Genomic DNA, 16,811 nt, shown 5'->3' with positions numbered 1-16,811 from the left:
TCGTGCCGGCGAACCAGGAGCAAGCGATGTCACTAGATCAGATCGTCGACGGACTTTCCGAGGTTTCCTGCGACGTGCTGGTCATCGGCGGCGGCACGGCCGGTCCGATGGCGGCGTTGAAGGCAAAGCTGAAGAACCCGAAGGCCAACGTCGTTCTGCTCGAAAAGGCCAACGTCAAGCGCTCCGGCGCGATCTCGATGGGCATGGACGGCTTGAACAACGCCGTCATCCCCGGCTACGCGACGCCGGAGCAGTACACCAAGGAAATCACCATCGCCAACGACGGCATCGTCGACCAGAAGGCGGTCTATAAATATGCCCAGAACTGCTACAAAATCATCGAGGAGCTCGACAGCTTCGGCATCCGCTTCCTGAAGAACGAGAACGGCGATTACGCCGTGAAGAAGGTGCACCACATCGGCACCTACGTTCTGCCGATGCCGAACGGCGAAACCGTGAAGAAGGCGCTGTATCGCCAACTTCGCCGCGCCCGCATCCTGATCTCCAACCGCTACATGGCAACGCGGCTGCTGAAGTCTGCGGACGGCCGCATTGCCGGCGCCATTAGCGTCAACACGCGGACCGCCGAGATGCTGGTCATCAAGGCCAAGGCCGTAATCCTCTGCATGGGCGCGGCCGGCCGCCTGGGCCTGCCGACCTCCGGCTACATGTTCGGCACCTACGAGAACGCCGCCAACTCCGGCGACGGCTATGCGATGGCCTATCACGCCGGTGCGGCGCTCGCGAATCTCGAATGCTTCCAGATCAACCCGCTGATCAAGGACTATAACGGCCCGGCCTGCGCCTATGTCGCGGGTCCCTTCGGCGCCTATACCGCGAACAACGAAGGCTCGCGCTTCATCGAATGCGACTACTGGTCGGGCCAGATGATGCTGGAGTTCTACAACGAGCTGCTGTCCGGCAAGGGGCCGGTGTTCCTACAGCTCAAGCATCTCCATCCGAACACGATCGAGGAGATCGAATCGACGCTGCACAAGGTGGAACGACCGACGCGCGGCCTGTTCCAGCAAGGGCGCGGCGTCGACTACCGCAGCGAGTCGATCGAGATGCACATTTCCGAGATCGGCTTCTGCTCCGGCCACAGCGCCTCCGGCGTGTTCGTCGACGACAATGCGCGCACCACCGTGCCCGGCCTCTACGCTGCCGGCGACATGGCGAGCGTGCCGCACAACTACATGCTGGGTGCCTTCACCAACGGCTCCGTCGCCGGCATCGACGCGATGGAGTTCGCCGACAGCCACGACTTTGCCGAGTTCGATGCGGGCGAGGTGGCGAGCGAGCGCGACCGCGTGATGGCGCCGACCAAGCGCGAGGACGGCATCCCGCCGAACCAGATCGAGTACAAGACCCGTCGCCTGGTGAACGACTATCTGCAGCCGCCGAAGGTGACGCGAAAGTACGAGCTCGGCATGCGCCGCCTCGCCGAGGCGCGCGAGGACATGCAGGAACGGATGATCGCGCGCAATGCGCACGAATTGCTCCGCGCCCTCGAAGTGCAGTCGATCATGGACTGCGCCGACATGGCGGCCCATGCCTCGCTCTATCGCGAAGAGAGCCGCTGGGGCCTTTATCACTGGCGCACGGATTTCCCGGAGAAGGACAACGAGAACTGGTTCTGCCACACGCTGCTCTCCAAGCAGGACGGCAAGATGACCAGCGAGAAGCGCGCGGTGGAGCCTTATGTCGTGCCGATCTCCGACGACGAGAAGGACCTCTACGACAAGCAGCGCATCCGCGCCACCGCCTGATCCGCCGCGCAACGAAAACAACAGGAGATCAACGATGCCTCTCGCTTCCTATCAGACATCGGTTCCGGTGGTCGTCGACGATGCAAAGTGCATCGCGGACAAGGGCTGCACGGTCTGCGTCGACGTCTGCCCGCTCGACGTGCTCCGCATCAGCGACATGACCGGCAAGGCCTACATGGCCTATGACGAGTGCTGGTACTGCATGCCCTGCGAGGCGGATTGCCCGACCGGCGCCGTCACCGTCAACATTCCCTATCTCCTGAGGTAGTCATGTCGAGCCCGTTCGAATCCTATGACGACCTCGAAGACGCCGACGAGCGGCTCCAGGCCGCCGATCCCGCCGAGCGCCGGGTCGCCATCATCGCGCTCGGTCATTCCGGCGATCCCGCAGCGGTCGGCCATCTCGCCACCATGGTGTCCGATCCCGACGCCGGTGTGCGCCAGCAGGTCGCGATGGCGCTCGGCGAGTTCGACGGGCCGGAGGCAGCGGGTGCGCTGGTCAAGCTGCTGGTCGATCCCGAAAGGATTGTCGCAGCCGCCGCGGCGGACAGCATGGCCGAGTTCAAGGACCCGGCTTGCGCCGACGTCATCCTGCCGCTGGTCAAGCACGCCCACGCTTTCGTCCGCATGGGCGCGCTGCGCGCACTCAAGGAGCTGCGCCGCAAGGACACGCTGAAGCCGGCGCTGGAAGCGTTGCAGGACCAGGATGCGGCCGTGCGTGTGCAGGCCATCGGCGTCATCGGCTTTTTGAAGCTCGAGGAATCGATCCCCGCGTTGACTGCGCTGATTCACGATCCCGACGCGCATGTGCGGCGCGCTGCGGTGAGCGCGCTCGCCTTCTCGCAGATGAAGCCTGCCGCGGAGACGATCACCCGTGCACTGAAAGACACCGACTGGATGGTCCGCGAGATGGCCGCGGAGACGCTGGGTCTCAACGCCAACGGCGCGATTGCCGCGGATCAACTGATCGCGTCGCTGGGAGATGAGTTCTGGCAGGTGCGGTTGAAGGCGATCCGCAGTCTGGGCAAGATGAAGATCGAGCGCGCGGTGCGGCCGGTCGGCAATTGCGTCAGCCACGAGCAGGCCAATTTGCGCAAGGAAGCGGCCGCTGCACTCGGCGAGATTGCTCATCCGGACGGAGAGGCGTTCCTGGCTGTCATCGCCGACGATGCCGATCCCGACGTGCGCAAGAATGCGCGCTGGGCGCTGCAGCAGATCGCGGCACGAAAGGCGAGGACGGGAGCGTAAAGGTTCAGAACCGTCTGGCCATCTCGGCGAGGCGGCGATGGGCGCTCTCCCGCGCGGTGCGGATCGGCTCGACCGGCCCTGCGGTCGGGCCGATCGGCACGAAACTGACGCTGCTGACGCCGATGAAGCGCAGCGCTTCGCGCAAATAGGGCGTCGCCATGTCGATGCGGCCACGGTTCATGCCGGTGGCGAAATCGCTGCCGCTCGCAAGGATCACCAGCGTCGGTCGGTCCTTGAGCAGCGGAAAATAACCCTGCGCCGGATCGAACCGGAACGTCAGCCCGGGCTGGATGATCACGTCGAACCACTGCTTCAGCTTGTAGGGGATGCCGAAATTCCACATCGGCGTCGAGATCAGAACACGATCGGCCAGTGAAAAGCGCATCGCCATGCGCTCGGCCTCGGCAAAGCTGTCGCGTTGCGGATCGTTGAAGGCCTGTCCCTTCATGCGGGCATATTTGGCCTCGACGATCGGGCCGACGAATTCCGGCATTCGCTCCCGCCAGAGATCGGCGACGTCGATATCCCAATCGGGATGCGCCTGGCGAAAGCTGTCAAGGAAGATGCGCGCGCCGGCGCTCGACTCGGAGTCGGCGCGCGGCGAGCAGGAGAGGTGCAAGAGCTTTGGCACCGCGCATCAACCCAAGGCTCGGATGACGGTATCAGCCCGGGTCACGACGGCAACGTTCTGCATGGCAAAGTTGATCGAGGCGTTGTGCCAATCGGCATTCATGGTCGAGCAGCAATCCTCCGGCACGATCATGAAATAGCCCTTGTCGGCGCCGGTGCGGGCGGTGTGCTCGACCGACATGTTGGTCCACGCGCCGGTGTTGATGATCATGTCGCGGCCGGTCGCTTTCAGGATCGTCTCCAGCCGCGTGCCTTCCCAGGCGCTCATCCGCATTTTTTCGACCACGAAATCGCCGGGGCGCGGTTCGAGGCCGGACACGGGTGCTGCGCCCCAGCTCCCGCGCACCATCGCCTTGCTGTCGACGAGGCCCTCGAACAGGGGCGCGTTCAGGGTGACGCCGGGCGCGCCGGGCTCGACGACGAACCAGACATGGATGATCACGACGCCACGGGCGCGCGCGGTTTCAGCCAGGCGCCGGACATTCTCGACGACATGCTGTTGCTTGGCGTGATCGGGTGCGCCGGAGTCGGCGAAAGCGCCGCCATCCATGATGACGTCGTTCTGAAGGTCCTGGATGATCATGGCGCAGCGCCGTGGATCGATCTGCATCTCGCCGTCGGCAAGGAGCGGTGCTGCAGGCGCGGAACTCGCGCTCGCGGTTGCACCGCCGCCGCTTCGTCGGCCGCTCATATAGGGCTCGTGACGCGGACCGACCTTGGTCGGGATCGCATAGACCGAATGCGTCGATGTCAGATAGAGCGTGCGGAAGTCCGGCCCGCCCCAGGCGAGGTTCGCGACCAGCTCGGGCACGCGCACCTTGCCGAGCAACTCGGCCTTGGGCGAATAGACCCAGACTCCGCCGGGTGCGGTGACCCAGACATTGCCGTGCTGATCGCATTTCATGCCGTCGGGCAGGCCGGCCTCGAGCTCGGAACGGATTCCGCTCGCGAACACGCGCGCGTTCGAGAGCGAACCGTCGGCATTGACGTCGAAGACGCGGATCAGCGCCTGCACGGTGTCGTTGACATAAAGCAGTTTCTCGTCCGGCGAGAAGCAGAGGCCGTTCGGCTGGTCGAACAGCGTGCGCTCGACGACGAGTTTTGGTTCTCCGCCGGGCGTGACGCGATAGACGCCCTGGAAACCGAGCTGGCGCGGCCGCTCCACGCCATAGACCGGCATCCGGCCATACCAGGGATCCGAGAAATAGATCGTGCCCGAGGAGTGCACGCAGACGTCGTTGGGGCTGTTCAACTCCTGGCCGCCGAAATGCGAAGCCAGCACCTCGCGGCGGCCGTCCGGCCGTTCGCGGATCAGCGATGATGTCGCGTGCTCGCAGACGATCAGATTGAGCTCAGCATCGTAGGTCATGCCGTTGCACTTGTTGGAAGGGCGCTTGACCTCGACGGTGCCGCGCCGCGCGTCCCAGCGCCGGCGCACGTCGCCCGGCATATCCGAGAACAGGAGATAGTGATCGACCGGATGCCAGATCGGCCCCTCCGTGAAGTCGAATCCAGTGCCGACCTGCGCGACCGGTGCGTAGGGATCGATCAGGGTCTCGAATTCGGAGCGCAGGGTGACGTGGGTCATCGGCCGATCCTCAAGTCACGTTAAGCAGGAAACCAGTTGCGAGCGGGCAGGGACTGCACGATCGGTCCGGGGACCTGGTCGTGCAGGCGACCGACGACCGTGCCGCCTTCGATCTTGGCGGGCCGGTCGTGCACCGGCAGGAGGTAGCGCGAATTGCTGAGGAGCTTCTTGATCGACGCCTTTTCCGCGCGCTTGCTCGTGCCGTGGTTGCCTGTCGTGCGCGGCTCCCAGTCGTGGATTTCGTTGAAAGGTGTGACGATCTGGTCGTTGAAGTCGTAGATCACGTCGCCGCAGATCGTGGCGATGCCGTCGGCGGTCTCGACGATGATGTTCATCGAGCCTTCGGTGTGTGCATTGGCAGCATCGCAATAGACGCCGGGCATCAGCTCGATCGGACCGGTGATTTCCAGGTCGAGGAAGCGCAGCGCGCTCTTGGTGTGCAGGCGGTCGATCAAATGCTTGATGTCGGGTGCTGGATATTGCGGATGCATCAGCCCGGAGACCGAATACTCCAGCTCCTTACGGTTCAGGACGACGGTCGTGTTCATTGGGAACAGATCGTCTTTGCCGGCGTGATCGATGTGCAGATGGGTGTGGCAGACGAAACGGACGTCGCCCATGCGCACGCCATGCCGGGCAAGCTGGTTCTCGATCATGTTCTCATGGTATTGCAGGCCACGCATGCCCAGCGTTTCCATGATCTGGTTCGACCGATATCCGGTGTCGACCACGACGGGGTATTTGCCGCCGAGGATGAGGAAGCCGAGGGTGAGGACGCGGCGGACGCGGCCGCAATCGCGACCGAGCACCAGAAAGCTCGATTCCAGCTCGATATCCCCGTAGTCCAGGATCTTGATCTCCAGCGCCATTCCTTTGCCCTCCCTGTCCTTGTTCTGTTGCTTGCGCCTACGGGACGATCCGGTAGACGCGTGTCGCGGTTGTCCTGAATATGGCGTCGCGTTGCGCTTCACTCAGTGATGCTGCGGCGGTACGGAATGCGTCGATGAGCTCGCGGTAGCTGGTCCACAATTTCTCGATCGGAAAGTTGGAGCCGAACAGACAGCGTTCCGCGCCGAAGATCGCCACGGTGTCGGTGACGACGGAGGCGATATGCGCGGGATCGTTGCGGTGGATGAAGGTGCCGAGACCCGAAAGCTTTGAATAGACGTTCGGACAGGTGGCGAGCCGCGCCATGCCGGATCGCCATGCCGCGCGACCCGCAGGCGACTGGTCTTCCAGCATGCCCGCGTGCTGGAGGATGAACGTCACATCGGGGCAGGACTCGGCGAGATGGGCGGCATCAGGCATCTGCGGGGTGAAGACCTGGAGATCAAAGCTCCAGCCATAGTCGGCGAGCCGCGCGACGTTGCGGCGGATGGTGGGATCGACGCAAAGGTCGGGCCGGGCGGCGAAGCGATAGAGCGGGTTCTCATGCCAGTGCAATTGCATGCGCACGCCGCGCACCAGCGGATAGCGCCTGAGGCGATCGAGCTGCGGGCGCACGTCCTCGGCGGCGAAATTGGCATAGGCGACGATCGCATGGGGCCAGCCGTTCTCGTCCGCGGTCTTTTGCACCCACGCCGCCTCGTCCTCAAAACGGTCATTGGCCCAGTTGGTCTGGACATAGACCGAGCGGTTGACACCGGTACCCTTGAGGTCGGCGAGATATTCCTCGATCGGATAGTCGCGCCGGATCGGCTCATAGGGACCGAAGATGCGCGGCTGCATCGGTCCGGTCAGCCAGGGGAGGTCCGCCTGTCGCCAGATGTGGTGATGGCCGTCGACGATATCGGTCACGCCGCCGCTCTCCTTCGTCCGAGCGCCAGCACATGCGCGACGATCGACGCGCTCGACCCGCCATCCACGAGATCGTCGACGAACCGCTCGATCGCCACGAGCGCCTCGGTCTGCGGCCGGAAGCCGGGACCGGTCGCAAGCGGCGTCAGCCAGCTCACCCGCCAGGCCCGCCGCGACAGTTTTGCGACCGCATCGCGCAGCGCATCGGGATCGCCGCGCTCAAGGCCGTCGGATATGACGACCACGGCCGCGCCGCGCGCATAGCCGCCAAACCGGGGCACGGCGAGGAACGCCTGCAGCGCATCGCCGATTCGCGTGCCGCCATCCCAATCGCTGACCAGATGCGCTGCCGCGCTCAAGGCCTGTTCGCGACGTTTCAGGCGCAGGGGGCGGGTGACGCGCGTGAGCCGCGTGCCAAACGTGAAGACCTCGACGTTGGGTGCTGCCTGCACCAGCGCATGGGCGAGCTTCATGTTGTCTTCGGTGCGGCTCTTCATGGAGCCGGAGACGTCGATCAGGAGCAGGACCTTGCGCGGGCGCTGCCGCCGCTTCAAATGCCCGAGCCGCAAAATCTCGCCGTCGCTGCGCACGGAGTCGCGCAAGGTGCGGCGCAGATCGGCGAAGGGACCGCGGCGCGCCCGCATGCGGCGATGGCCGCGCCGACGCGGCAGGCGCTTTGGCGCTTCACGGGTCAGGCGGCGCAGGGCGTCGGTGGTGGAGAGCTGCGCGAAGCGGCGTTCGACCAGAGCTTCGCTGCGGCTCGCGGTGAGACCGGATTCGTTGGCGTCGTCAGAGAGCAGGGGCTGTTCGTCGCCGCGGCCTTCTTCCTGGAGCCGGACAGTCTCGTCGTCCTCGCCTTCATGGGTGCGCTCAAGTGCCTCGCTGCCACGGAAATGGAGGTCGAACAAACGGTCGAAGGTCGCGCGGCGATCCGGCGGCGGCGCCAAAGTTGCGAGCGCAGCCTGCCTGATATCGTTGAGGTCGCGCGGGCCAAGCAGGTCGATGGCGGACAGAAACGAGGTGGTCTGCTCGGGCGCAACGGCAAAGGCGTTGGCGCGTAGCAATCCGACGAAATCGACGAAGACGCGCGCGGCGCGTGGCAGTTGCGGCTCGGTGCTCATGCGGTCGCCTCCGCGAGCATGGCATCGAGCCGGGGCGAGATGAAGTGCAGGTCTTCCTCGTCCTTCAGCGCGACGCCGATCGAGCGCTTGAATGCGTCCGGCCAGCGTGCACCGCCCTTGTTCAGGAGCGTTGCGGCCTCTGCCCAATCGACGGCCTCGGCAATCCCCGGCGCCTTGCTCAGCGGCTCGCGCCGCAATTTTTCGACGGCGGCAACGACGGCGCGCGCGGTCGATTCCGCGACGCTGGACGCCCGCATCATGATGATGCGTGCCTCGCGCTCGGCGGTGGGATAGTCGATCCAGTGATAGACACAGCGACGGCGCAGCGCTTCGTGCAGGTCGCGCGTGCGGTTCGAGGTGAGCACGACGACAGGCCGCTCGGTGGCGCGCACGGTACCGCGCTCGGGGATGGAGATCTGGAAGTCGGAGAGGAATTCGAGCAGGAAGGCCTCGAACTCCTGGTCGGCGCGGTCGATTTCGTCGATCAGGAGCACGGTCGAGTCGGGCGCGCGCAGCGCCGCCAGCATCGGACGTTCGATCAGGAACGCCTCGCCATAAATGTCGATGCTCTCATCACCGGCCTGGCGGATCGCGAGCATCTGGCGCGGGTAGTTCCACTCGTAGAGTGCGGCGGAGGAATCGATGCCTTCGTAGCATTGCAAGCGGATGAGGCGGCGGCCGAGCACGGCGGCGATGGCTTTTGCGGCTTCGGTTTTCCCGACGCCCGGCGCGCCCTCGAGCAGCAGCGGTTTTCCCAGCGCGAGCCCGAGATAGGCCGCGGTCGCGAGCCCCTCGTCGGCGAGGTAATAGGCCGCGCGCAGCGCCTTCTCCAGCGCCTCCGGGCTATCGATGCCGACGATGTTGCTGCGAACCGCCACGATGATCCTCTAGCGTCGTGCCTGCGGCCGTGCGCCGCCCTGAGCCTTGATTGCCCGCAGCACCTTTTCCGGCGTGATCGGAAGATCGTCGATGCGCACGCCGACGGCGTTGAAGATGGCGTTGGCGACCGCCGGGAGCACCGGATTGGCGCACATCTCACCGGGCCCCTTGGCGCCGAACGGACCATCGGGCGCAGGGCGCTCCAGCACCGCGATGTCGTGCGGGCAGATGTCACCCGGACCGGGCATCAGATATTCGACGAAGTCGCGGGGGCCATGTGAGGGATCGGGATAGTAGGGCTCCGGCGTCTCGTAGAGCGCGTGGCTGATCCCCATCCAGGCGCCGCCGACGAGCTGCTGCTCGACGAGCCGCGGATTGAGCGCGCGGCCGAGCTCGTAGGCCGAGTCCATCCGAACCATGTCGACCTCGCCGGTCTCGTCATCGACCTCGACCTCCGCGACGAGGCAGGCATGGGCGTAACAGGTCGCGGGCGACATCTCACCCGTCTCAGGATCGACGTTGGAGAGCGGCACCAGGAAAATGCCGCGGCCGGAGATGGTCTTGCCCTGCTTGAACTGGGCGGCGATGGCGACGTCCTTGGTCGAGATCGAGCGATGCGGCGCGCCCTTGACGTGGATGTTGCCGCGGCCGTCGGTATCGAGATCGGCGGCGTTGACCTCGAGCTCCTCGGCGGCCGCCTCCATCATCACGCCGCGGGCCTCGCGCGCCGCGGCCATCACGGCATTGCCGACGCGGTGGGTGCCGCGCGAGGCGAAGGAGCCCATGCAATGCGGGCCGGTGTCGGAATCAGCCGTGTCGACATAGACGTCTTCGACAGGTACGCCCAGTGTCTCCGCGCAGATCTGCCGCGTCACCGATTTCATGCCCTGTCCGAGGTCGATCGACGACAGCGCCACCGTGAACTTGCCGCTGGGGTTGGAGTGCACCAGCGCCTGGCTCGGATCGCCGCCGAGATTCATGCCGATGGGATAGTTGATCGACGCCATGCCGCGTCCGCGATGCCGGGTCATGTCAACGCCTCCTTCCGAACACAGACGAGAAGCGGGTCGCACCGTGCGAGGGTGCCGATGGTCGCGGCGGGGCAGCTGGCGGCGTGGGCGGCGGTGGCTCGCGCGGCGGTTCGCGGGTCACTGAGGCCGGAAGCCGGTCGTAGGTCGTGCGCTGCTGTGCCGGTGCGGCCGGCCGCGCGCGCGAATCCGCCGGCGTCGGCGGAATGGCAGCGCGGCTGCCGCCGCCGTCCTTGCGTGAGGAGGCGCGGCGGAACTCGTCGCGGATCGGCCATTTGGCCTTTTCGGCCGCAACCTGCACGCACTCGATCAGTGCAGTGTTTTTCGCCTCGCGCCGGTGCGCCTTCATGTCGCCGTCGCGATAGGCGTTGAGGATGCGGAACTCCATCGGGTCCATGCCGACGAGATTGGCAAGCTTGTCCATCTGGCACTCGATGGCAAAGTCCATCGCGGTGACGCCAAAACCGCGCATCGCGGTCGCCGGCGTACGGTTGGTGAAGACGCAATAGACGTCACCATAGACGTTGGGGATGGTGTAGGGGCCTGGCAGGTGCGCTGCGCATTTTACGGCGGCATAACTGGACAGCCGCGTATAGGCGCCGCTGTCGAAGTATGCCCGGATCTTGCGCGCGACGATGCGGCCGTCGCGCATCACGCCATCCTTGATGTAGATGCGCTCGGCGCCGCGCGGTGGGCCGTATTGCATCTCCTCCTCGCGCCCGAACACGTAGCGGACGGGGCGCCCGGTCAGCATCGCGCCCAAAATAGCGAGCGGCTCGGTCAGCGTGTCGACCTTGCCGCCAAAGCCGCCGCCGACGGTGCCGCCGATGAAGTGGAAGGTGTTGGAGGGCACGTCCAGGATCTTGGCGCAGGTGTCGACCGAGAAGAACAGCGCCTGCGTCGAAGTGTAGACGACGTAGCGGCCGTTGGTGTCGGGGGCGGCAATCGCGCCATTGGTCTCGGTCGGCGCGTGCTCGATCGGCGACATCTGGTAGCGCTGCTCAAGGACATGATCGGCGGTCGCGAGCGCCGCATCGGCATCGCCGAAACGCAGGCGCTGGTGGTCATAAGCCTCGTGATAGATGAAGGCGTTTTTCGGATAGGTCTCGTTGACGACGGGCGCGCCGGGCTTCAGGGCGTCCTCGACGTCGAACACGGTCGGCAGAGGTTCGTAATCGATCTTCACTTTTGCGATCGCCTCAAACGCCTCCCGCTCGCTGTCGGCAACGATCGCGACAATCGGCTCACCCTTGTAGCGGACCTTGTCCACGGCCAGCGACGGTTCGTCGTCCTTGCCGAAGTTGATGAGGCTGAGCAGCGTGTTGAGATTGACCGGCACGTCGGCGCCGCGAATGATTCTGCGCACGCCGGCCGAGCGCTCCGCTTCTGACGTGTCGATACGGCGGAGCCGCGCATGTGCATGCGTCGAGCGAACGACTTTCAGATGCAGCATGCCCTGGAGCTTGTGGTCGTTGAAATAGCTCGACGTGCCCGTGATGTGGCCGAGCATGTCCTGGCGCTGCGTGCCCTTGCCGATCTCCTTGAGGTTATCGTCGCGCTCGTCGGCAAAAATGTCCTTGCGCAATTCCAGCATGGCGGCGTCCTTTAGGCGCTGGCCCGGCCGCCCGAAGCGGCGAGGATGGCGTTGATGATGGATTCGTAGCCGGTGCAGCGGCAGATGTTGCCGGAGATGGCCTCGACGATGTCAGCACGACTCGGTGACGGATTGCGGTCGAGCAGCGCCTTGGCGGCCATCAGCATGCCCGGCGTGCAGTAGCCGCACTGGGCGGCAAAGTTGTCGGCGAAGGCGCGCTGCAGCGGATGCAGGTTCGGCCCTTGCTTCATGCCGTCGAGGGTCTCGACCGAACGGCCGGCGACGGTCTCGGCGAGCGTCAGGCAGGAGAGGTGGATTTCGCCGTCGATCATCACGCTGCAGGTGCCGCAGCCGCCCTGGCCGCAGCCGAACTTTGGCGTCATGTCGCCGATCAGCTCGCGCAGCGCGACCAGCAGATTGGTGCCGCCATCGACGAAGATCGCGACGTCGCGGCCGTTGTGGCGAAATTGCAGGGGCGTTTTTGACATGACGGACTATTCCTGACCGGACAGAAGGCGGCGCAGATGCACGCCGACGATCTCGCGGCGATACCAGGCGCTGCCCAGCGCATTGTCGGAGGGCGACGTTCCCTCGGTGACGGCGGAGGCTGCCGCAGCGATCGTTGCCGCATCGAGGGCGCGTCCCTCGAGCGCACGTTCGGCCGCCTTGGCTCGGATCTGCGTCGGCGCCATCGAGCCGAGCGCGATGCGGGCGCCGGCGATGCGCCCGCCGCTGATCGGCAGATGTGCGGCCAGCGTGATGACCGAGCCGCCCTTCGGCTTGATGCGGGCGACCTTGCGATAGCGAAAGGCATCCGCGCTGGCCGGTCGCGTGCAGGACACCGACAGCACCAGCGTGCCGGATTGTCGCTCGCGCGATTGCAAGAACTCCTCGATCGCGATGTCGCGTGAGCCAAAACCGCCTTGCACCGCCACCGTGGCATCGAGCGCGAGCAGGGCCACGGCGAAGTCGCCGTAGGGATTTGGCGCAAAGAGATTGCCGCCGACGGTGCCCATGTTGCGTACGGCCGGTCCGCCGATCGAGCGTGCCGGCGCGTGCAGGAAGGCGAGCTCGCGCTCGCTCAGAATTCTGGCGAAAGTTACGCCGGCTCCCAACGTGACCCGCGGACCGGACGCATCGATCCGGGCCAGCGCCTGGTCGCTGGCACGAACCACTGTCGAAATCGAGACGTCGCCTTCGTTCAGCGCCCGCATCACGAGCGTGCCGCCGCCGAGATAGCGGGCAGTGCGGTCGGATGACAGCGCGGCTGCGGCCTCATTGGAGCTGGCAAAGGTCTTTACCGTGACGGGCATGACTATGCGGCCTCCTTCAGATGGCGGCGAATGGCCTCGAAGCCGGCCTGATAGATGTCCTCGGAGACCATGTGGGTGATGCGGTCGCGGTCTTCCGGTTTTGTGGTGAAGCGCGACTCCCAGTGCCAGAAGGTGCGGTCACCGTCGGTCACCGGCAGCAGCCGGACATGGGCGACGTAGTTGAACATCGGCACCGGCGTATCGAGCAGGCAATAGCTGAAGGACTGTTCGAGGTCGGACAGCGCCAGAAGTTGCTCGCGTAGCTCCGCACCGTCCCTGAGCTTGAAGCGCCTGATGCAGCCGATCTTGTCTGACGATTGAGCCCGCTCGATCGTCGAGGTTGCGACCGCCGGATGCCAGTGGTCGTGGCCGTTGAAATCGCGCAGCACGTTCCACACCGCATCGGTCGGTGCGTCCAAAATCGTGCTCTTGACGATGTGCGGCACGGCATCAGCCTCCGAACACACGCTTCAGGGCGTCGAAGCCACCCTGGAACACGCCGCCGCCGATATTGCCGACGAGCTCGGCTTCCCGTTCCGGCGCGCAGTCGAACTCGGCGGTCCACTCCATGAACGTCTGGTCGCCGTCGGTGACGGGCGTGAGCCTCAAGGTCGCGACGTAATTCTCGACACCCATCGGGGATTCCAGGATCGAGTAGGTGCAGAACATGTCGTAGTCGGAGAGGCCCAAAAGCTTCTCGCGGATGCGGTCGCCGTTGCGCAGGCGAAAGTCCCTGACGCAGCCGATCTTGTCCGAGGGCTCGCCGCCCTCGATGCGGCTCTCGGCGATCGCCGGGTGCCAGTTCGGCAGGCCGTTGAAGTCGCGCACGCGCGCCCAGACGCGGTCGTTGCGGGCGTTGACGACGGTGGAGACGTAGACGCGGGCCATCGTTCAACCTCAGCTCTTCTTCCGCGGGCCGCGTTCGGCCGGTGGTTCACCTTCCGCAGTGGGGGCGGCCGGGCCGGCCGGCTTGTCGCCACCGCCACCGCCACCACCACCACCGCCGCCACCGCTCTTGCGCGCGGACTCCTTGATGCCTTGCATGTCGCGCGCCTCCCGGATCAGGCCCGGCATCTTGGACAGGCTGCCGCCCTCGACGCCGATATCGGCGAGAATCGAGTCGATCAGGGGAGCCTGGACGCGATAGCGCAGCGCCGAGTCGATCACCTCGTCGGTGGCGCTGCGGCCGCCATTGCCCCCGCCGCCGTTGCCGTTGAGGCCGTCGACCTGGAGGATGCGGATGCCTTCGATCTTCTCCATCGGCTTGACGCTCTCGCGCACAATACCCTCGATGCGGTCGAGCAGCTTTCGGCGGAACAGCGAGTAGCGCGCCTGGTCGGTGAGGACGTTTTCGGCTTCGTTGAGCAGGCGCTGGGCTTCAGCCTCGACGGCGGCGCGGACACGTTCGGCCTCGGCGGCAATCCGGGTCTCCTCGGCCTGCTTCTCGGCGATCAGGATCTCGACGGACTTGCGGCGTTTTGCGATCTCGTTTTCGCGGGCGGTGATGACGCGCTCGGTGGCCTCGGTCGCGCGCATCCGCGCCTCCTCGGCCGAAGCCTTGGCCGCGGACTCCTCGAGGGACTTCAGATGGATGGCGATTGCCTTCTCCATCAACACGGTCTCGACCTCCTTCTCGCGGTTGACCTCGAGCTTGCGCAGCTCGCGCTCGCGGCCGACGCGGGCTTCGTCGAGGCCGCGGTCGGACGCGATGCGCGCGCGCTCGACCTCCTCGCGGGATGCGATCTCGGCCTCCTGCAGCGATTGGACGCGGGCGACTTCGAGCTGCTCGATCGAGCGGCGGCGCTCGATGCGGGCGGCTTCCAGCGCCTGCTCGCGCGAGACGTCCGTGGTCTCGACGTCCTTGCGGGCGACGATCTCGGCCTGCTTGACCCGGCTGTCGGCATCAATCCGTTCAGAGCGTTTGGCGGAGAGGGCGATGACGCGATCCTCGTCGGCGATCTCGATTGCCTTCTTCTGCTCGATATTGAGCACTTCGCGCTTCTTCGACGAGGTGATCCGCTCGGATTCGAGCGCGAGGTCGACGCCAATGCGCTGGCGCTCGATGACGTCGCGCCGCTTGAGGTCGGCGGCTTCGAGCGCCGCGGTCCGCTCGATCTCCAGCGCCTTGGTATCCCGGTCGGCCTGGATGCGTTCGGCGGCAACCGCCTTCTCCTGCGCGATGCGTGCGGCCTCGATCGCCTCGCGGGAGGCGATGTCGGCCTCCTCGACGGCGCGATTGCGGGCGATCTCCAGCGAGCGGACACGCTCTTCCTGCGCGATCCTAGAGGCTTCGGTGGCTTCGCGCGCGACGATGCCGGCGACGTCGAGCGTCTGGTTGCGCTCGATCTCCAACTGACGGGTGTTTTGCTCCGCCGCGATGCGCTCGGCGGCAAGTGTCCTTTCGCGGGCGATGCGGGCAGCTTCGACCGAGCGCTGCGCCTCGATCTCGGCCTCCTGAATGGTTCGCACCTGCTGGATCTCCAGTGCGCGCGTGCGTTCGTCCGAAGAGATGCGCTCGACATTGACGATCATGGTCTGGGCGATGCGAGCCTTCTCGGTTGCCTCGCGTGCAGCGATCTCGGCCTCGTCCACCGCACGCGTCCGCTCGATCTCGCGGCGCCGCGTCTCTTCCTCATTGGCGATACGGGCGTCGGTGACGACGCGGTCCTGCTGGATGCGGGCCTTTTCGATGGATTCGCGCGCCGCGATCTCGGCTTCCTCGATGGTGCGCATCCGCTCGATCTCGCGCTGGCGCACCTCGCGCTCGCTGGCAATGCGGGTCGTGTCAATCGAGCGTTGATTGGCGATCCGGGTCTTTTCGACCTCTTCGCGAGCCGACAACTCCTTCTCTTCGATGGTGCGGGTTCGCTCGATCTCCCTCTGGCGGGTCTCGCGCTCGGAGGCGATGCGGGCTTCCGCGATGGCCTGGTCGTTGGCGATGCGGGCCTTCTCGATGGCTTCGCGCGCGGAGATCTGAGCCTGCTCGGCTTCGGTCTCGCGCAGTGCACGCTCGCGGGCGACCTCGGTGCGCTGCAGGGCGCGGCGCATCTCGATGTCGCGCTCCTGTTCGAGGCGGGCTGTCTCGCTCTCGCGCTCGATGTCGAGGGCCTGCCGCTCGGCTTCGAGGTTGCGGGAGCGAATCTTTATCATCGAGTCCTGCTCGATGTCGTTGCGCAGCTTGCGCTTGGCCTCGATGTCCTCCATCAGCCGGGTCAGACCTTCGGCGTCGAACCGGTTCGAAGGGTTGAAGAATTCGAGGTCGGTCTGGTCGAGATCGGTAATGGCGACCGACTCCAGCTCAAGTCCATTCTGGGCGAGGGCTTCAGCCGCATTGGTCTTGACGCGCGCGACGTAGTCGCCGCGGCGCTCGTGCATCTCCTCCAGCGTCATTTCAGAGGCGACCGAGCGGATTGCCGAGATGAACTTGCCGGCGAGGAGGGCATGAAGCTGCTCCGGCTCCATGGTGCGGCGGCCGAGCGTTGCGGCCGCAATGGACACGGCTTCGCGGGTCGCCTGCACGCGGACATAGAAGTCGGCCTCGATGTCGACGCGCATGCGGTCACGGGTAATCACGGCATCCTGCCGGGAGCGCACGATGCCCATCGGCAACACGTTCATGTTGACGGGCGTGTAGTCGTGGATGAACGGCAGCACGAAGGCGCCGCCATTGATCACCACGCGTTCGCCGAGGAAGCCGGTCCTGACGAAGGAGACCTCCTTGGACGAGCGGTGGTAGAGCCAGTTGACGATGTAGACAGCGACCACGATCACGATGATCGCGACGATCAGCCAGAGGATCAATTCACCGACCAACATCCCTGACATCTTTCCCTCCCTCAAACTT

Annotated in this window: 16 protein-coding genes; 3 read left to right on the top strand and 13 right to left on the bottom strand. The window is 65.5% G+C overall.

Going from position 1 to position 16,811, the window contains the following annotated elements; translation table 11 throughout:
• Positions 1-26: 26 nt before the first annotated feature.
• The 3 genes from C2U70_RS10365 to C2U70_RS10355 are packed head-to-tail and all read left to right on the top strand — an operon-like array spanning position 27 to position 3,017.
• Positions 27-1,769 (top strand): fumarate reductase/succinate dehydrogenase flavoprotein subunit, encoded by a 1,743-nt coding sequence (locus tag C2U70_RS10365; RefSeq protein ID WP_186294168.1) that lies wholly within the window; start codon positions 27-29, stop codon positions 1,767-1,769.
• 34 nt (positions 1,770-1,803) lie between these two features.
• Positions 1,804-2,037, top strand: coding sequence for a 4Fe-4S dicluster domain-containing protein (locus C2U70_RS10360; protein ID WP_008141081.1), 234 nt, complete (start codon positions 1,804-1,806; stop codon positions 2,035-2,037).
• 2 nt (positions 2,038-2,039) lie between these two features.
• Positions 2,040-3,017 (top strand): HEAT repeat domain-containing protein, encoded by a 978-nt coding sequence (locus C2U70_RS10355; RefSeq protein ID WP_140977907.1) that lies wholly within the window; start codon positions 2,040-2,042, stop codon positions 3,015-3,017.
• A 4-nt stretch (positions 3,018-3,021) separates the two neighbouring features.
• On the opposite strand, the gene C2U70_RS10350 is transcribed toward C2U70_RS10355, so the two are convergent.
• The 13 genes from C2U70_RS10350 to C2U70_RS10290 are packed head-to-tail and all read right to left on the bottom strand — an operon-like array spanning position 3,022 to position 16,792.
• Positions 3,022-3,648 carry an FMN-dependent NADH-azoreductase gene (locus C2U70_RS10350; protein WP_140977906.1) on the bottom strand — a complete coding sequence of 209 codons (627 nt, stop codon included), beginning with the start codon at positions 3,646-3,648 and terminating at the stop codon, positions 3,022-3,024.
• A 6-nt stretch (positions 3,649-3,654) separates the two neighbouring features.
• On the bottom strand, positions 3,655-5,235 hold the full coding sequence (locus C2U70_RS10345; protein WP_140977905.1) for an isochorismatase family protein: 1,581 nt from the start codon (positions 5,233-5,235) through the stop codon (positions 3,655-3,657).
• A gap of 20 nt (positions 5,236-5,255) precedes the next feature.
• Positions 5,256-6,104, bottom strand: coding sequence for an MBL fold metallo-hydrolase (locus C2U70_RS10340; protein ID WP_140977904.1), 849 nt, complete (start codon positions 6,102-6,104; stop codon positions 5,256-5,258).
• A gap of 37 nt (positions 6,105-6,141) precedes the next feature.
• Entirely contained in the window at positions 6,142-7,032 is an 891-nt protein-coding gene (locus tag C2U70_RS10335) for an amidohydrolase family protein (protein ID WP_140977903.1), read from the bottom strand.
• Positions 7,029-8,153, bottom strand: a complete 1,125-nt coding sequence (locus tag C2U70_RS10330) for a vWA domain-containing protein (RefSeq protein WP_140977902.1) — start codon at positions 8,151-8,153, stop codon at positions 7,029-7,031. Before C2U70_RS10330 ends, C2U70_RS10335 begins: the two co-directional genes overlap by 4 nt.
• Positions 8,150-9,031 (bottom strand): AAA family ATPase, encoded by an 882-nt coding sequence (locus C2U70_RS10325; protein ID WP_140977901.1) that lies wholly within the window; start codon positions 9,029-9,031, stop codon positions 8,150-8,152. Before C2U70_RS10325 ends, C2U70_RS10330 begins: the two co-directional genes overlap by 4 nt.
• A gap of 9 nt (positions 9,032-9,040) precedes the next feature.
• A complete protein-coding gene (locus C2U70_RS10320; protein WP_140977900.1) occupies positions 9,041-10,063 on the bottom strand; it encodes a xanthine dehydrogenase family protein molybdopterin-binding subunit in 1,023 nt (340 codons plus the stop codon).
• 1 nt (position 10,064) lies between these two features.
• Entirely contained in the window at positions 10,065-11,654 is a 1,590-nt protein-coding gene (locus tag C2U70_RS10315; protein ID WP_140977899.1) for a xanthine dehydrogenase family protein molybdopterin-binding subunit, read from the bottom strand.
• An 11-nt stretch (positions 11,655-11,665) separates the two neighbouring features.
• Complete coding sequence (locus C2U70_RS10310) at positions 11,666-12,142, bottom strand: (2Fe-2S)-binding protein (RefSeq protein ID WP_140977898.1); 477 nt, start codon at positions 12,140-12,142, stop codon at positions 11,666-11,668.
• Between the two features lie 6 nt (positions 12,143-12,148).
• Complete coding sequence (locus C2U70_RS10305) at positions 12,149-12,967, bottom strand: FAD binding domain-containing protein (RefSeq protein ID WP_140977897.1); 819 nt, start codon at positions 12,965-12,967, stop codon at positions 12,149-12,151.
• Positions 12,968-12,969: 2 nt separating this feature from the next.
• The gene (locus C2U70_RS10300) at positions 12,970-13,413 is read right to left on the bottom strand and encodes an SRPBCC family protein (RefSeq protein WP_140977896.1); all 444 of its coding nucleotides are present in this window, start codon (positions 13,411-13,413) and stop codon (positions 12,970-12,972) included.
• A 4-nt stretch (positions 13,414-13,417) separates the two neighbouring features.
• Complete coding sequence (locus C2U70_RS10295; protein WP_106952325.1) at positions 13,418-13,855, bottom strand: SRPBCC family protein; 438 nt, start codon at positions 13,853-13,855, stop codon at positions 13,418-13,420.
• Between the two features lie 9 nt (positions 13,856-13,864).
• Positions 13,865-16,792, bottom strand: coding sequence for a flotillin family protein (locus C2U70_RS10290; protein ID WP_140977895.1), 2,928 nt, complete (start codon positions 16,790-16,792; stop codon positions 13,865-13,867).
• Positions 16,793-16,811: the final 19 nt, after the last annotated feature.

The organism is Bradyrhizobium guangdongense (genome assembly GCF_006483445.1).
Lineage (GTDB): Bacteria > Pseudomonadota > Alphaproteobacteria > Rhizobiales > Xanthobacteraceae > Bradyrhizobium > Bradyrhizobium guangdongense_A.
Note: the sequence above shows the minus strand (reverse complement) of the source record. Positions and strands in the feature narration are given on the sequence as shown.